Below are 14,029 nucleotides of genomic sequence, written 5' to 3' on the forward strand. Positions count from 1 at the left end.
GCTTGGCGCCGCGCGGCTCAATAAAAACTTGCCTCGCCCGGCGGCCGCGTCTTGAAGCGCTTGTGAACCCAGTAATACTGCTCGGGAATGCGCGGAATCTGCTCTTCGAGAAACGCGTTCATGCGGCGGGCGTCGGCATCGTCGTCGCCGGTCGGGTAGTTTTCCCACGGCGCGAAGATTTTCAGCCGATAACCCTTGTAATTCGGCAGCACCTCGCCGATGAACGGCACCACTTGCGCCTTGCCCGTCTTCGCGAGCCGGCCGACGGCGGTCAGCGTGCACGTCGGAATGCCGAAGAATGGCACGAAGGTGGAATTGCGCATGCCGTAATCCATGTCCGCGCCGAGCATGACGGGCTTGCGGTCGCGCAGCCAGCGCAGCACGATGCGCGCGCTATCCGCGCGGCTCGCCATGTCCGCGCCGAAGCGCGCGCGCTGCCGCTTGGCAATCTCTTCGACCTGCGGATTCGAGAACGGCTGATACAGCGATCCGCATTGCCGGTGCAGCGAGTAGTTCAGAAAGATCGACCCCGCCTCGATGCCGACAAAGTGCAGCCCGAGAAAGAGCGTGGGCGGCAGATCGGGATCGGTGAGATCGACGGCGCTGTCCACTTCGATCAGCCTTTCCAGCTTCTTCGCCGATCCGAACCACTGCACGCTGCGCTCGACATAGCTGCGAATGGCATGGCGGAAGTGCATCTGCGCGACTTCCTCGCGGCGCTCGGGCGACCATTCGGGAAAGCAGAGCTTGAGGTTCGTATGCACGATGCGCTTGCGCCGGCTCGGAATCTGATAAAGCAGCCAGCCGAGGCCATCGCCGAAACGCGCGGTAATGCCGTAAGGAATGATCGCGAGAAACTTCAGAAAGCCAATGGCGAGCGACACGCCGATACGCCCTAACATGACGTGCTCCCGCGAACATACGGGCGGCGGCTACCGGCGGAGGATAAGCGCGGGACGAATGACGACAAGCGTTCGACTCTGTAAAAACACGGGAAACCGGTATAATACGGGCTTCGCCGAGTTAATGGACAACTTGCGGGGCGAAGCCGGCCTGAGCCAGATGCATGCATTGCGTGCATCGGGTGCATCGAGGTTCAGGACGGAGAAAGGACATCCGCTAAAGCGTCGCCGCTTCAGACTCCAAACGAAGTCGGCTACGTGAATCTCAACCGTACTTTATTGGAGTCTGAAGCGTGTCGAACGACTACCTGTTTACCTCCGAATCCGTTTCCGAAGGCCACCCGGACAAGGTCGCCGACCAAATCTCCGACGCTATTCTCGACGCCATCCTGACTCAGGACAAATACTCGCGCGTCGCGGCGGAAACCCTCTGCAATACCGGTCTCGTCGTCCTCGCGGGCGAAATTACGACCACCGCGAACGTCGATTACATCCAGATCGCGCGGGACACCATCAAGCGCATCGGTTACGACAACACGGACTACGGCATCGACTATCGCGGCTGCGCGGTGCTCGTCGCGTACGACAAGCAATCGCCGGATATCGCGCAAGGCGTGAACAAGGCGCACGACGACAATCTCGACCAGGGCGCGGGCGACCAGGGCCTCATGTTCGGTTACGCGTGCGACGAAACGCCCGAACTCATGCCGCTGCCCATTCACCTGTCGCACCGTCTCGTCGAGCGTCAGGCGAACCTGCGCCGCGACGGGCGTCTGCCGTGGCTGCGTCCGGACGCGAAGTCGCAAGTCACCGTCCGCTACGTGGACGGCAAGCCGCACTCCATCGACACCGTCGTGCTCTCCACGCAGCACGCGCCGGACATCGATCTGCCGCAACTGCGCGAAGCCGTGATCGAAGAAGTCATCAAGCCGACGCTGCCGAAGGAACTCATCAAGGGCGACATCAAGTTCCTGGTGAACCCGACGGGCCGATTCGTGATCGGCGGTCCGCAAGGCGACTGCGGTCTGACGGGCCGCAAGATCATTGTCGATACGTACGGCGGCGCGGCTCCGCACGGCGGCGGCGCGTTCTCCGGCAAGGACCCGTCGAAGGTGGACCGCTCGGCGGCTTACGCGGGCCGTTATGTCGCGAAGAACGTGGTCGCGGCCGGTCTGGCGTCGCGCTGCCTGATTCAGGTGTCGTACGCCATCGGCGTCGCGCGTCCGACTTCGGTGATGGTGAACACGTTCGGAACCGGCCGCGTGTCGGATGCCGAGATCACCAAGCTCGTGCTTGAACATTTCGATCTGCGTCCGAAGGGCATCATCCAGATGCTCGACCTGCTGCGCCCGATCTACGAAAAGTCGGCGGCGTACGGTCACTTCGGCCGGGAAGAGCCGGAATTCTCATGGGAAGCCGCGGATAAGGCGCTGTTGCTGGCCGAAGCCGCCGGCACCGAACCGGTGGTGCGCGTGGCGTAAGCTTCAGGCGCGACAAATAAAAAACCGGCAGGCATCGCGCCTGCCGGTTTTTTTCTTTTGGGCGACGCGCGTGTTCAGCGCACCGCGAACGCGAACCAGCCGGCGCTGGTCGCAGACGTGCGACGCGGCCGGCGGCTCGTCAGCGCCGCGGCTCGCGGCTTCGGCGATGGCGCGCGCAGTTGCATCGGCCGGCGCAGCAGCGTGCGCAGCGACACGTCGCGCGAGGCGGCGCGTGCACGGAGATTCAGAAAGAATCCGCGAAACCAGGAGCGGATGCCATCGACCGGACGCGCGGTGGCTTGCGGCGCAAGCGCCTGCGTGCGGGCGGAATGATGTCGCAACGCGCGGATCATGCCGCGCCGGGCGGGCCGAGCCGCACGAGAGGCGGCGCGTCGAAGGCCCTTAGCGATTCGGTGGTTCATGTCGGCGATAGGTTCGTCTGCGTGGTGGCAAACTCGACAGTAGTCGTCTCAAAAATAGCGTTCAAGGCTTCGATTCAACGTCGGCCGCGAAGTTGCACCGAAACGATGCGGCCAATGTACCGGACGTGCGTGACTGTCGTAAGTCCGCGTTTTCCCTGCCGGACATTGAAGCGGGCGCTTCATGCGACGGCGCGCGAGACAGGCTGCGAGCGCCTTCGCGGCCCGCGCGACTTACAATGCCCGTATTCGCCCCAATTTCGGGTATTGCGCTGGCTGCATGAGGCGATATCGAAGCCGCGCCGAGGCTGAAACGAACATGTCTGAACAAACGTCGCTGCAATCGAAGAGTGATCAGGTGCACGAGCTGCGCCAAATGGGCTTCGTCATCGTAAAGGGGCTGGTGTCCGACGCGCGCTGCGATGCGTTGCGCGACGTCGCGCAGCGGCAACTGGCCGAAGCCGCCGCGCCGCTCGAATACGAAGCCGACCTGAAGTATCCCGGCGCGCCGGAATCGAAGCACGCGCCGGGCGGACATACCGTGCGGCGGCTTCTGGACGCGTACGGGCGCCATCCGCTATTCGCGGAGTTCGCGACATCGCCGGAAGTGCGCGGCTGGATGGAGTTGTACTTCGGCGAGACGCCGTATCTCTCGCGCGCGCATCACAACTGCGTGATGACGAAGCACCCGGCGTACGGCAGCCTGACGGGCTGGCATCGCGATGCGCGTTACTGGGCGTTCGAGCGCGACGATCTGGTTTCCGCGTGGGTCGCGCTCGGCGATGAAACCGTGGACAACGGCGCGCTGTGGTTCGTGCCGCGATCGCACAAGCTCGCCTTCACGTCGGACCGGTTCGACGACGCGAAATTCTTCCGCGCCGATTTGCCGGAAAACACGGCGCTGATTCGCACGGCGGTTTCGCCCAAGCTGGCGAAGGGCGATGTCGTGTTCTTTCACTGCAACACGCTGCATTCCGCAGGCAAGAATCTCACCGATCAGGTGAAGTTCTCGCTCGTCTACACGTATCGCGGCGCAAGCAACGCGGCGTTGCCGGGCACGCGATCCGCGTCGAAGCCGGAAGTCGCGCTCGTCTAAGCGTTCAGCGTTCAGCGTTTCGAGGGCAGCGCGAGCCCGATCAGCCCCGCGAGCGACGCGACAATGCCGCCCGCGATCAGCCAGATCGTCTTGTTAGTCGGCGAGCCCGTGAAGAAGCGCGACACGTCGTTGCTCAACGAGTGAAACGACTGTCCGCCGAAGTACAAAAGCACGATGCCGCCGACCAGCAGGGCCAAGGAAATCGCTCGGGTCATGAAGTGTCCTCGCGGGTTCTGAGATAGGGCGCGCCAGCTTACAAGGCACGCCGCAGAGCGTCTAGTCAGGCCGGGCTCACGCCGCGACCGGCACGCGCGTGAGCGGCTGAATCTGGCGCAGCAAGTCGGCCTGCACGGCCGGATGGTCGCTTGCGCGCGTCCACACGCCGACGTTGAACTTCACGCCGGTATCGGTGTAATCCGTGACGGCGATCCACGGCGCCGACGCGCCGTCCTGCACGATGCGCGCATCGCCCGTGACGAGCCTGCGCAGTTCCGACAGCACGCGCTCGACATCTTGACCGTGCTGCACGAGGAAATTGAGCACCACGCGCCGGTTTTCGTTCGCGCTGAAATTGGTCACCGGATTCGCCCAGATGATGCTGTTCGGCACGTACATGACGACGCCGTCGGCCTTCGTGAGCCGCGTCGTGAATAGACCGATCTCGTTCACCGTACCCGCCGTCACGCCGATTCCCTCGATATAGTCACCGACGCGAAACGGCCGCAGTAGCAGCAACATCAAACCGGCTGCGATGTTTTGCAGCGTGCCCTGCAGCGCCAGTCCGATGGCAAGCCCCGCCGCGCCGAGCACGGTCAGGATGCTCGCCGCCGCAATGCCGAACTTGCCGAGCGCCGCGACGATGGCGACCACGCGTATCGCCCACATCACGAGACTGGCGAGCACCGGCGTCAGCGTGGCATCGACGTTCGTGCGGTTGAGCGTGCGCCGCAGCGCGTTGGCGACGATGTTCGAGATCCACCAGCCGACGGCGACGATCAGAATCGCCATCAGAATGTTGATGCCGTACGTCAGCCCGAGCGTGAGCATGAAGTCGTAGGCCGGGCGCAATTTGTCGATTGAATCCATTGAGTGCTCCTTTTGCGATGTGTCGTGGACGAGGCGGCGCGCCGCGTGCTCCCGCATATCGGGACGCGCATGCCGGGCGCTCGGGCCGTCGCCGATTGGCTTAACATTGACGGCTTTGGTCGATTCGCGAGCATAGAGCAGCGGCGCGCATCCACCGGCTTCACGATTGTCAAAGTTAGTCCAAAACTGCCACCCGCAAAGGAAAACTGTCATGGCTTACGAAGCAGCATCCGAGCGTTACTCCTCGCAGATGCAATACCGCACGTGCGGCAAATCCGGTCTCAAGCTGCCGGCGCTGTCGCTCGGCCTCTGGCATAACTTCGGCGACACCACGCCCATTTCGACGCAGCGCGACATCCTGCGTACCGCGTTCGATCTCGGCGTGACGCACTTCGATTTGGCAAACAATTACGGGCCGCCGTACGGCAGCGCGGAGACCAACTTCGGGCGTCTCTTCAAGGACGACTTCAAGCCGTATCGCGATGAATTGCTGATCTCGACGAAGGCCGGCTGGGACATGTGGCCGGGTCCGTACGGGCAGGGCGGCGGCTCGCGCAAGTACGTGCTCGCGAGCCTGGACCAGAGCCTGAAGCGCATGGGACTGGATTACGTCGATATCTTCTACTCGCATCGCTTCGATGCCGATACGCCGCTCGAAGAGACCGCCGGCGCGCTCGCGACCGCTGTGCATTCGGGCAAGGCGCTGTATGTCGGCATCTCGTCGTATTCGGCGTCCAAGACGCGCGAAATGGCCAAGCTGCTCGCCGAGCACAAGGTGCCGCTTTTGATCCATCAGCCGTCGTACAACATGCTGAACCGCTGGATCGAAGAAGAACTGCTGGATACGCTCGATGAGATCGGCGCGGGCAGCATCGCGTTCACGCCGCTCGCGCAAGGGCTGCTGACGAGCAAGTATCTGAACGGCGTGCCGCAGGATGCGCGCGTCAACAAGCCGGGCGGCGGATCGCTCAAGCAGGAACACCTGAGTCGGGAAAATCTGGAGCACGTGCGCAAGCTGAACGAACTGGCGCAGCGGCGCGGTCAAAGCCTCGCGCAGATGGCGCTCGCGTGGGCGCTGCGCGGCGGGCGCGTGACCTCGGTGCTGATCGGCGCGAGCCGCGCGGAGCAAGTCACCGAAAACGTCGGCGCGTTGAAGAATCTCGAGTTCAGCCAGGAAGAACTCGCGGAAATCGACAAGTACGCGCAGGAAGGCGGCATCAATCTGTGGGAGAAGCCGTCGACGGATCAGCGCATCTGAACGTCTTGCAGCCGCCTTCCGTCAGAAGGGTGATTCGGAAGCGGCTCGGCTGCGGTTGCTATCATGCGGGCTCGCGGTTCATTCGCTGCTGACCGGCAGCGAGCACAATCGGCGGCGGCGGCGCGTGGCGGATCGTCACGCGCTGCTGGCGATCCGGCCCGAGGACGCCCCGCGGCTATCGAGTTAGAATAGCCGATTGCGCCCATGCAACGCCCGGCTGCACGACTGCCGACGCGGGCCTGCCGCAAACACGCCGCACAGAGCCGAAAGTTCGGACGAAAGCGCCAGCCGCTCGTCCTTTCGCGCGGCGTCGAGCGACCCGCGTTCCGGCGTTCCGGCCGTGAGCGTCACCGTTTTCGCATAGTCCAAGAAGCCATGAGCAACCTCAACTCTCAAACCGTTCTGAGCGTCCACCACTGGACCGACACGCTTTTCAGTTTCACCTGCACTCGCGACGCCTCGTTCCGCTTTGAGAACGGCCAGTTCACGATGGTGGGCCTCGAAGTCGACGGCAAGCCGCTTCTGCGCGCCTACAGCCTCGCGAGCGCGAACTACGAAGAGCATCTCGAATTCTTAAGCATCAAGGTGCCGGACGGCCCGCTGACTTCGCGTCTGCAGCACCTGAAGGTCGGCGATTCCGTGCTGATTGGCAAGAAGCCGACGGGCACGCTGGTCGCGGACAACCTGCTGCCGGGCAAGACGCTGTGGCTGCTTTCCACTGGCACCGGCCTCGCGCCGTTCATGTCGATCATCAAGGACCCGGACGTCTACGACCGCTACGAGAAGATCGTGCTGACGCATACGTGCCGCTTCGTCGATGAACTCGCGTACAAGGACTTCATCACGGAGCATTTGCCGGCGCACGAGCACATCGGCGAGATCGTTTCGGAGAAGCTCGTCTATTACCCGACCGTGACGCGCGAAGAATTCGCGAACCGCGGCCGCATCACCGACCTGATCGAGACGAAGAAGCTGTTCTCGGATCTGTCGGTGGAGCCGTTCTCGATCGAAAACGACCGCGTGATGCTCTGCGGCAGCCCGCATATGCTGCGCGACACGCGTCAGCTGCTCGACTCGCTGGGCTTCCAGGAAGGCAGCAACAACCATCCGGGGCATTACGTCGTCGAGAAGGCGTTCGTCGGCTGATTCGTGGTTGGCGTGTTCGCAAAGAAGCCGGGGCAAATCGCTCCGGTTTTTTTTCGCCTGCTAGCGGGCAACTTGTTACATGTGTGGACAGGCATTATTGGCACTTCCGCCGCACTGCTGTTACTAATCGACATGAAGTTCTCCCGCCGCAGCCTTGTCGGACATGGATTAATCATATTTTTGAGATATGATGCGGTCACGTCGAAGCGATGCGCAAAGCCTGCATCGTCCGATTTCCATGTTACAGAGTGTAAATTTAGTTACGCCGACTCGTGGTCTGCCGAGGACGTAGCTCAAGTTGCGCTCAAAGCGAGGAAAAATGAACCCGTCGGCCCTGATCGGACTGGATCAGCGTGCAACGTCCTGCGCCACCGTGCGCGGTGTGTCGTCAGCGACGCCGGAGGCATCCGGCTTACCGTTTTCCGCTCTATTCGACGCCAAGCTGGAAAGCGACCGCGAGGTCGAGCGCCTGCGCGCCCGCGTACGGGATCTCGCTTCGCAAGTCTGCGCGGCCGATGAGCGCGTTCGCCGCAGCATCGCCGCCGACCTGCACGACGAAGCAGGCGCCATTCTCACCGCTGCGAACCTCGCAGTAGCGCGCGCCGAATATCTGCTGCCCGCCGATGCGCCCGCTGCCTGCACAGAAGCGCTGCGCCAGGCGCGCGAATGTCTCGCCGAAGTCGCCGCGTCCAACCACAGGATCGTGGAGGGCCTGCACGCGCCGGCGCTCGACGCCGGACTGCCTGCCGCGCTCGCGGAATGGCTCGCAACCTTCGGCGCGCGCGCCGGTCTCTCCGTTAATTTATCTTGTTCAGTTGAAATCTACGCGAAGCGTTTGCCGCAGGGTCTGTCCCACGCGTTCTTTCGCATCACGCAGGAAGCACTAAACAACGTCGCGCGGCACGCGCATGCGACGCGCGCGAACGTGACGCTCGCAGCCGACGACGACGCGCTCACGCTCGTGGTGGAGGACGACGGCATCGGCATCACGCCCGTTGCGCGCCGGAAAGCCGGGCGGCTCGGGTTCGCGAGCATGCGCTCTCGCTGCGAGGCGTTCGGCGGCACGCTGCGCGTGGGCGCATCGAAGACGGGCGGGACCTGCGTGCGCGCGCGCCTCCCGTGGACGGCCGCGCCGCGCGCCGCGCTGCGCGCGGTCAACGACTGAGCGCGCGCATGGCGCTCAAGATTCTTCTCGCCGACGATCACGCCATCGTGCGCCGTGGCGTCGCGCAATTGCTGCTGGAGCGCGGCGTCGCGTCGGAGGTCAGCGAAGCGGAAACGGGCGCGCAGGCGCTGGCGCTCGCTGCGCGCGTCTCTTTCGACGTCGCGCTCCTCGACATCTCGCTACCCGATACGACCGGCCTCGACGTCCTGAAGCGCCTGAAGCGCGACGCGCCGCGTCTGCCGGTGCTCATGTTCTCCATGTATCGCGAAGACCAGTACGCGGTGCGCGCGCTGAAGGCGGGCGCGGCAGGTTATCTATCGAAGACGGCGGACCCCGCGCTGATGATCCGCGCGGTTCAACAGGTCGCAGCCGGCCGTAAGTACGTCAGCCCGGAAATGGCGGAGGCGCTCGCCAATTACGTCTCACTGGATAGCGAACGGATGCCGCACGAGAACTTGTCGGACCGCGAGTTCCAGACGCTCTGCATGCTGGCATCGGGCAAGCGGCTGACCGACATCGCGAACGCGCTGTCGTTGTCGGTTAAGACGGTCAGCGTGTATCGCGCGCGCCTGCTCGACAAGATGAAGCTGGCCAACAACGCCGAACTCACGTTCTATGTCCTCTCGAACCGCCTCGTCGATATGAACCCTGCGATCGCAGGCTGAGTGGGTTTTATCTCAGACAAGATAAACGCACCGGCGCTGCGCATGCTGCCCAATTTCTGGGCATTTTCGAAGTCTCCGATAGAATGTCGGGTTTTCCCGCAGCAGGGCGCGCGAGCGCCGCATGGAGACTTATCGCAATGTCGTTGTTCCGCAAGAAAAACATCGAGCACATGCTGGCCGGCGCGCACAGCACGTCACTCAAGAAAACGCTTGGCGCGCTGGACCTGACGTTTCTCGGCATCGGCGCGATCATCGGCACCGGCATCTTCGTGCTCACGGGCACCGGCGCCGTGCAGGCCGGACCCGCGCTGATGGTGTCGTTCATCGTCGCGGCCATCGCTTGCTGCTTCGCCGCGCTCGCCTACGCGGAGTTTTCGTCGACCATTCCGGTCGCCGGTTCCATCTACACGTATTCGTACGCGACGCTCGGCGAACTGGCCGCGTGGATCATCGGCTGGGACTTGATGCTCGAATACGGGCTCGCGACGTCCGCCGTTTCAGTGGGGTGGTCGGGCTATCTGCAATCGCTGCTGTCGGGCTTCGGCATCAGCCTGCCGACGGCGCTCACCGCCGCGCCCGGCGCGCTGCCGGACCACGTCACGTACTTCAACCTGCCCGCGTTCCTCGTGATGATGGTCATTACGTGGCTGCTGTCGATCGGCGTAAAGGAATCCACGCGCATCAACAACGTGATGGTCGCGATCAAGGTAACGGTCGTGCTGCTGGTGATCGCGGTCGGCGTATTCCACGTCACGCCGGCGAACTGGCATCCGTTCATGCCGCACGGCTGGTCCGGCGTGTTCGGCGCGGCGGCGGTTATGTTCTTCGCGTTCATCGGCTTCGATTCGGTGTCGTCCGCGGCCGAGGAAGTGAAGAACCCGAAGCGCGATCTGCCCATCGGCATCATTTCGTCGCTCGCGGTGTGCGCGGTGCTGTACGTGGCGGTGGCGGCGGTCGTGACGGGCATTGTGCCGGCAGCGCAGTTCGCGCACATCTCGCATCCGGTGTCGTACGCGCTGCAAGTGGCGGGGCAGAACTGGGTGGCGGGTTTCATCGACCTCGGCGCGGTGCTCGGCATGCTCACCGTGATTCTCGTGATGAGCTACGGCCAGACGCGCATCATCTACGCGATGTCGCGTGACGGACTGCTCCCCGCCAAACTCTCGAGCGTGCATCCGCGCTTTGCGACGCCGTTTTTCACGACGTGGCTCGTCGGCAGCTTCTTCGGCCTGATCGGCGCGCTCGTGCCGCTCAACGTGCTCGCCGAGCTGATCAACATCGGCACGCTCGCCGCGTTCTCGATGGTCTCCATCGCCGTGCTGATCCTGCGCCGCACGCATCCCGACCTGCCGCGCGCGTTCCGCTGCCCGGGCGTTCCCGTCGTGCCGATTCTCGCGGTGGCGTCGTGCCTCTTCCTGATGCTCAACCTGACGGCGACGACGTGGATTGCGTTCGTCGTCTGGCTCGTGATCGGCCTCGTGATTTACTTCGTGTACTCGCGCCGTCATTCGGCGCTGGGCCGCGTTCAGGCGCAGCCCGCGAGCGCGAAGGCCGCGAAGCGCGAAACCGTTACGCACTGAGCGTTTGTCTGATCGTTCGGCTAAAGAGCGCCGTCCCTCGGGACGGCGTTTTTTTTCGTCCGTCGCGGGCGCGGCACGGGCGTGCGCCTAATAGCGACGCCCGCTGATTTGTGCTTTACTCGCCGTACACATAACACGAAATTCCAGCCGGACGCGACGCGCGGGCAGGTAGAGACGTGGCGACGTGCGTGACCCGAGTGACGTTAAGGCTGGTCCATCCCCTTGCAATCATGCAAGGACCGTAGCGAGGCGCAAAGCCCGCCGCGGTCGACAAGGAGACAGTAATGACGCTCAGCATCAGCCTGACGGTCAACGGCAAACCCGTGACCGCGAAGGTGGAACCGCATGTCCTGCTCGTTCAGTTTCTCCGCGAAAACCTCGGGCTGACCGGTACGCATATCGGCTGCGATACCGCGCAGTGCGGCGCGTGCACCGTTCATCTCGACGGCCGCGCGATCAAATCGTGCAACATTCTCGCCGCGCAGGCCGACGGCATGAGCGTGACGACCATCGAGGGCATGTCGAAAGACGGCCAGCTTCATCCGATGCAGGCGGCGTTCAGGGAATGCCACGGCCTGCAGTGCGGCTTCTGCACGCCGGGCATGGTGATGAGCGCGAGCGCGCTCGCAGCCGAATCGCCCGATCTCACCGAGGAAGAAGTCCGCGATCAGCTCGACGGCAATCTGTGCCGCTGCACGGGCTATCACAACATCGTGAAGGCGGTCCTCGAAGGCGCGCAGAACATGAAAGCGGGCGCCTGATTCCCTCGTTCCCTTTTCGACACCACGAATCGCGCCTATCACGGAGACCGCGATGAATGCCCCTGAGCAACAGAAACTGATCGGCGCTGGCGTCAAGCGCAAAGAAGACTATCGCTTCCTGACCGGCGCGGGCCAGTACACCGACGACGTCGTGCTGCCGCGCCAAAGCTATGGCGTGTTCCTTCGCTCGCCGCATGCGCACGCGCGCATTCGCGGTATCAATACCGAGCAGGCGCTGGCGTCGCCGGGCGTGATCGGCGTGTTCACCGGCAAGGATCTCGCAGGCGAGAACGTCGGCGGCTTGCCGTGCGGATGGCTGATCCACAGCACGGACGGCTCGCCGATGCACGAGCCGCCGCATCCCGTCATCGCGCACGACAAAGTGCTGCACGTGGGCGATCAGGTGGCGCTCGTCGTCGCGGAATCGGTGAAGGAAGCGAAAGATGCGCTCGAACTGATCGAAGTCGATTACGAAGAACTGCCCGCTGTCGTCGATACGGGCAGCGCCGCCGACCCGGGCCAGCCGCTCGTGCACGACAGCGTGCCGAACAACGTCTGCTACAACTGGGGCCACGGCGACAAGGCGCGCACCGACGCCGCGTTCGCGCAGGCCGCGCATGTAACGACGCTCGACATCGTGAATCAGCGGCTCGTGCCGAACGCCATCGAGCCGCGCGCCGTCAACGCGAGCTATTCGAAGCACGACGACAGCTACACGGTCTATGTCGCCAATCAGAATCCGCACGTCGAGCGTTTGTTGATGGCGGCGTTCGTGCTGTCGCTGCCGGAATCGAAGCTGCGCGTGATTGCGCCGGACGTAGGCGGCGGCTTCGGCTCGAAGATCTTCCTGTATCCGGAAGATGTAGCGCTGACGTGGGCATCGAAGAAAGTCGGGCGTCCGATCAAATGGACCGCCGAGCGTTCCGAAGCCTTCGTCTCCGACGCGCACGGCCGCGATCACGTCACCAAAGCGGAACTCGCGCTCGACAATGACGGCAAGTTCCTCGCGATGCGCGTCCACACGACGGCGAACATGGGCGCGTATTTGTCGACGTTCGCGTCGTCGGTGCCGACCGTGCTTTACGCGACGCTGCTCGCCGGCCAGTACGCCACGCCCGCCATCTACGCCGAAGTGAAGGCCGTGTTCACGAACACCGTTCCCGTGGATGCCTATCGCGGCGCGGGCCGTCCGGAAGCCACGTATGTGGTCGAACGGCTCGTCGAGACGGCGGCGCGCGAGCTCAACATCGATCCGGTGGAACTGCGCCGCCGCAACTTCATACGCGAGTTTCCGTATGCGACGCCCGTTGGCCTCACCTACGACACCGGCGACTACGACGCGTGCCTGAACCGCGCGCTGGAACTGGCGGACGTCGCGGGTTTCGCCGAGCGGCGCGCGCAGTCGGAGAAAGAAGGCAAGCTGCGCGGCATCGGCTATTCGTGCTACATCGAGGCGTGCGGGCTCGCGCCGTCGAACATTGCGGGCGCGCTCGGCGCGCGGGCGGGGCTCTTCGAAGCAGGCGAAGTGCGCGTGCATCCGACCGGCTCCGTCACCGTGTTCACCGGCTCGCACAGCCACGGTCAGGGGCACGAGACCACGTTCGCGCAAGTGGTGGCGGACCGGCTGGGCGTGGCGATCGAAAACGTCGAAGTCGTTCACGGCGACACCGGTCGCATTCCGTTCGGCATGGGCACGTACGGATCGCGGTCGATTTCGGTCGGCGGCTCGGCCATCATGAAGGCGCTCGACAAGGTGGAAGCGAAGGCGAAGAAGATCGCGGCGCATCTGCTGGAAGCGTCGGCGGAAGACATCGAGTTTTCGAACGGCGTGTTCCGCGTCGCAGGCACGGACCGCACGAAGAGCTTCGCGGAAGTCTCGCTCGCCGCGTACGTGCCGCACAACTTCCCGCTCGAAACCATGGAGCCGGGCCTCAACGAAAACGCGTTCTACGATCCGACGAACTTCACGTATCCGTCGGGCGCGTACGTCTGCGAAGTCGAAGTGGATCGCGACACCGGCGAAACGCGCATCCAGAAGTTCACCGCCGTGGACGACTTCGGCAACGTGATCAATCCGATGATCGTGGAAGGTCAGGTGCACGGCGGCCTGGGGCAGGGCATCGGCCAAGCCATGCTGGAGCGCTGCGTGTATGACAAGGAAAGCGGCCAGCTGCTGTCGGGCTCGTTCATGGATTACGCGATGCCGCACGCCATCGACTTGCCGAGCTTCACCGTCGAGACCGCGAAGGGCACGCCGTGCACGCACAACCCGCTCGGCGTGAAGGGCTGCGGCGAAGCGGGCGCGATCGGCTCGCCGCCCGCCGTCATCAATGCGATTGTCGATGCCCTCGCGCCGCTCGGCGTCAAAGACTTGCAGATGCCCGCGACGCCGCACCGCGTCTGGACCGCGATGCACGCCGCGCAGACCACACAAACCGCCCAAACCGCCCAAACCGCCTGACGGAGACGG

The 14,029-nt window shown here is 63.9% G+C and carries 13 protein-coding genes; 9 read left to right on the top strand and 4 right to left on the bottom strand.

The features are described 5' to 3' along the window. Nucleotides 1-17: 17 nt before the first annotated feature. A complete protein-coding gene (locus tag JYK05_RS13410; RefSeq protein ID WP_175938767.1) occupies nucleotides 18-902 on the bottom strand; it encodes a lipid A biosynthesis lauroyl acyltransferase in 885 nt (294 codons plus the stop codon). Between the two features lie 293 nt (nucleotides 903-1,195). On the opposite strand from JYK05_RS13410, the gene metK reads away from it, so the two are divergent. Then, nucleotides 1,196-2,383, top strand: coding sequence for a methionine adenosyltransferase (gene metK, locus JYK05_RS13415; protein ID WP_206467287.1), 1,188 nt, complete (start codon nucleotides 1,196-1,198; stop codon nucleotides 2,381-2,383). 74 nt (nucleotides 2,384-2,457) lie between these two features. On the opposite strand, the gene JYK05_RS13420 is transcribed toward metK, so the two are convergent. Next, a complete protein-coding gene (locus tag JYK05_RS13420; RefSeq protein ID WP_206467288.1) occupies nucleotides 2,458-2,805 on the bottom strand; it encodes a hypothetical protein in 348 nt (115 codons plus the stop codon). Between the two features lie 316 nt (nucleotides 2,806-3,121). Between JYK05_RS13420 and JYK05_RS13425 the strand changes: the two genes are divergently transcribed. Next, complete coding sequence (locus JYK05_RS13425; protein ID WP_206467289.1) at nucleotides 3,122-3,898, top strand: phytanoyl-CoA dioxygenase family protein; 777 nt, start codon at nucleotides 3,122-3,124, stop codon at nucleotides 3,896-3,898. A gap of 11 nt (nucleotides 3,899-3,909) precedes the next feature. On the opposite strand, the gene JYK05_RS13430 is transcribed toward JYK05_RS13425, so the two are convergent. Continuing rightward, nucleotides 3,910-4,113: a DUF3185 family protein gene (locus JYK05_RS13430; protein WP_175938776.1), complete on the bottom strand. Its 204-nt coding sequence runs from the start codon at nucleotides 4,111-4,113 to the stop codon at nucleotides 3,910-3,912. 76 nt (nucleotides 4,114-4,189) lie between these two features. Continuing rightward, nucleotides 4,190-4,984, bottom strand: coding sequence for a mechanosensitive ion channel family protein (locus JYK05_RS13435; protein ID WP_206467290.1), 795 nt, complete (start codon nucleotides 4,982-4,984; stop codon nucleotides 4,190-4,192). Between the two features lie 211 nt (nucleotides 4,985-5,195). Between JYK05_RS13435 and mgrA the strand changes: the two genes are divergently transcribed. The 7 genes from mgrA to JYK05_RS13470 all read left to right on the top strand — a co-directional run bounded on the left by mgrA (nucleotide 5,196) and on the right by JYK05_RS13470 (nucleotide 14,020). After that, nucleotides 5,196-6,242 carry an L-glyceraldehyde 3-phosphate reductase gene (gene mgrA, locus JYK05_RS13440; RefSeq protein ID WP_206467291.1) on the top strand — a complete coding sequence of 349 codons (1,047 nt, stop codon included), beginning with the start codon at nucleotides 5,196-5,198 and terminating at the stop codon, nucleotides 6,240-6,242. Nucleotides 6,243-6,617: 375 nt separating this feature from the next. Further along, nucleotides 6,618-7,388: a ferredoxin--NADP reductase gene (locus JYK05_RS13445; protein WP_175938781.1), complete on the top strand. Its 771-nt coding sequence runs from the start codon at nucleotides 6,618-6,620 to the stop codon at nucleotides 7,386-7,388. A gap of 319 nt (nucleotides 7,389-7,707) precedes the next feature. After that, on the top strand, nucleotides 7,708-8,553 hold the full coding sequence (locus JYK05_RS13450) for a sensor histidine kinase (RefSeq protein ID WP_206467292.1): 846 nt from the start codon (nucleotides 7,708-7,710) through the stop codon (nucleotides 8,551-8,553). Between the two features lie 8 nt (nucleotides 8,554-8,561). Beyond that, on the top strand, nucleotides 8,562-9,218 hold the full coding sequence (rqpR, locus tag JYK05_RS13455) for a response regulator transcription factor RqpR (RefSeq protein ID WP_175938785.1): 657 nt from the start codon (nucleotides 8,562-8,564) through the stop codon (nucleotides 9,216-9,218). A gap of 137 nt (nucleotides 9,219-9,355) precedes the next feature. Next, nucleotides 9,356-10,798: an amino acid permease gene (locus JYK05_RS13460; RefSeq protein WP_305869038.1), complete on the top strand. Its 1,443-nt coding sequence runs from the start codon at nucleotides 9,356-9,358 to the stop codon at nucleotides 10,796-10,798. 284 nt (nucleotides 10,799-11,082) lie between these two features. Next, entirely contained in the window at nucleotides 11,083-11,559 is a 477-nt protein-coding gene (locus JYK05_RS13465; RefSeq protein WP_175938789.1) for a (2Fe-2S)-binding protein, read from the top strand. A 52-nt stretch (nucleotides 11,560-11,611) separates the two neighbouring features. Then, a complete protein-coding gene (locus JYK05_RS13470; RefSeq protein WP_206467293.1) occupies nucleotides 11,612-14,020 on the top strand; it encodes a xanthine dehydrogenase family protein molybdopterin-binding subunit in 2,409 nt (802 codons plus the stop codon). Nucleotides 14,021-14,029 lie beyond the last annotated feature (9 nt).

This window comes from Caballeronia sp. M1242 (assembly GCF_017220215.1).
Classification (GTDB): Bacteria; Pseudomonadota; Gammaproteobacteria; order Burkholderiales; family Burkholderiaceae; genus Caballeronia.

Coding starts and splice junctions, on each gene's coding strand:
- JYK05_RS13410 (WP_175938767.1), bottom strand. CDS start 902: ATGTTAGGGCGTATCGGCGTGTCGCTCGCCATTGGCTTTCTGAAGTTT.
- JYK05_RS13420 (WP_206467288.1), bottom strand. CDS start 2,805: ATGAACCACCGAATCGCTAAGGGCCTTCGACGCGCCGCCTCTCGTGCG.
- JYK05_RS13425 (WP_206467289.1), top strand. CDS start 3,122: ATGTCTGAACAAACGTCGCTGCAATCGAAGAGTGATCAGGTGCACGAG.
- JYK05_RS13430 (WP_175938776.1), bottom strand. CDS start 4,113: ATGACCCGAGCGATTTCCTTGGCCCTGCTGGTCGGCGGCATCGTGCTT.
- JYK05_RS13435 (WP_206467290.1), bottom strand. CDS start 4,984: ATGGATTCAATCGACAAATTGCGCCCGGCCTACGACTTCATGCTCACG.
- mgrA (WP_206467291.1), top strand. CDS start 5,196: ATGGCTTACGAAGCAGCATCCGAGCGTTACTCCTCGCAGATGCAATAC.
- JYK05_RS13445 (WP_175938781.1), top strand. CDS start 6,618: ATGAGCAACCTCAACTCTCAAACCGTTCTGAGCGTCCACCACTGGACC.
- JYK05_RS13450 (WP_206467292.1), top strand. CDS start 7,708: ATGAACCCGTCGGCCCTGATCGGACTGGATCAGCGTGCAACGTCCTGC.
- rqpR (WP_175938785.1), top strand. CDS start 8,562: ATGGCGCTCAAGATTCTTCTCGCCGACGATCACGCCATCGTGCGCCGT.
- JYK05_RS13460 (WP_305869038.1), top strand. CDS start 9,356: ATGTCGTTGTTCCGCAAGAAAAACATCGAGCACATGCTGGCCGGCGCG.
- JYK05_RS13465 (WP_175938789.1), top strand. CDS start 11,083: ATGACGCTCAGCATCAGCCTGACGGTCAACGGCAAACCCGTGACCGCG.
- JYK05_RS13470 (WP_206467293.1), top strand. CDS start 11,612: ATGAATGCCCCTGAGCAACAGAAACTGATCGGCGCTGGCGTCAAGCGC.